This window comes from Actinomadura sp. NPDC023710, assembly GCF_040639875.1.
GTDB lineage: Bacteria > Actinomycetota > Actinomycetes > Streptosporangiales > Streptosporangiaceae > Spirillospora > Spirillospora citrea.
In genome coordinates this window covers 1-1,098 of sequence record NZ_JBFAGB010000112.1, presented here as the reverse complement: position 1 = coordinate 1,098, position 1,098 = coordinate 1, and the positions used below count along the sequence as shown (strand labels likewise).

The window sequence follows — 1,098 nt, the reverse complement described above, 5'->3', positions numbered from 1 at the left end:
CCGACACCTCGACCGTCTCGCCCACCACCGCCTTCGCCGGCCACCGGCCGCACCCCACCACCGGCGCCACGTCGACGATGGGAATGCGGCCGAGCTCCGCCTCCAGCTTCACCTGCATGGGCCCCGCTCCCGCTCTCCTGCCGTCCCGGTACCGGTCGCAGACATCCATGCCCCGTCCGCAACTCACCGGCATCCGCGAAATCACAAGATCACGCAAAGAACTCCCCGGAGCCTGAGCGGCCCAGCTGCCACAACGCCCAATGGCGGAACTCCTGGCGCTTGCGGCACCGCCAGCCCGGCTCGACCAGCCCATGCCGCACCAGAGGGCGCCCGTCAGCAGAAATCCCCCAGCGTGAGGGGCTCAAGATTGCGATGATGGCCCGGTGAACGAGAGCCCAGGGGCGCGGATGCCGATCATCCTTGGCATCGACGACCTGCGGCCCCTGCCGAGGGCCACTCGGCTCGCCCGCACCAGCCGGGAGGGCGTCCTGCTCCTTGAGGAGCATCGCGACCATGAGATCGACGAACTCTGGCTCGACCATGATCTGGGCGGCGACGACAGCATCATGCCGGTTGTGGCCCTGCTGGAGGAGGCGGCCTTCGACGGCCGCCCCTTCAAGATCGGCATGATCTTCGTTCACAGCGCCAATCCCAGCGGCGCGGAGACTGTGGTCCGAGTGTTGAGGCGTTGGGACTACCAAGTCCGTCGGGCAACCGCCTAGATTCCGGGGGTGGTGTGCCCGGGAACGCGCCTCGCTGTAGCCAAAGAAGTCCGGAACCTTCAACGGCGCCCGCCGGGAGCCGGGCGGTTGAGGGGCTCATCCGGCTCGGCCCCCCGGCTCGTGTCCTGCCGCCGCACATGCCGACAGCTGGTGCAACGGTAACGGCGGACCTTGATCAACAATGGCGTCGGCCGCTATCCGGACAGGTCGTGCGCCACCGGCCGGGTCACCGCGGTTCGCGGCGTTCCCACGCATCCGCAACGGCGAAAAGTCATTCCAAAGAAGTTCGGGAGGTGTGTCGGGTTGGGGTGGTGGTGTTCGTAGCAGGGGTGAGGCCGCCGCAGGGCGCGGCGCGACCAGTTTTCTCCTGAGGAGT

The 1,098-nt window shown here is 68.0% G+C and carries 2 protein-coding genes; one reads left to right on the top strand and one right to left on the bottom strand.

What is annotated here, in order from left to right:
- The coding region (locus tag AB0H37_RS45035) for a maltotransferase domain-containing protein (RefSeq protein ID WP_360618859.1) at nucleotides 1-118 on the bottom strand (118 nt) is incomplete at its 3' end.
- Between the two features lie 265 nt (nucleotides 119-383).
- Between AB0H37_RS45035 and AB0H37_RS45030 the strand changes: the two genes are divergently transcribed.
- Nucleotides 384-722 (top strand): cyclic-phosphate processing receiver domain-containing protein, encoded by a 339-nt coding sequence (locus AB0H37_RS45030; protein ID WP_329088906.1) that lies wholly within the window; start codon nucleotides 384-386, stop codon nucleotides 720-722.
- The last annotated feature ends 376 nt before the right edge of the window (nucleotides 723-1,098 follow it).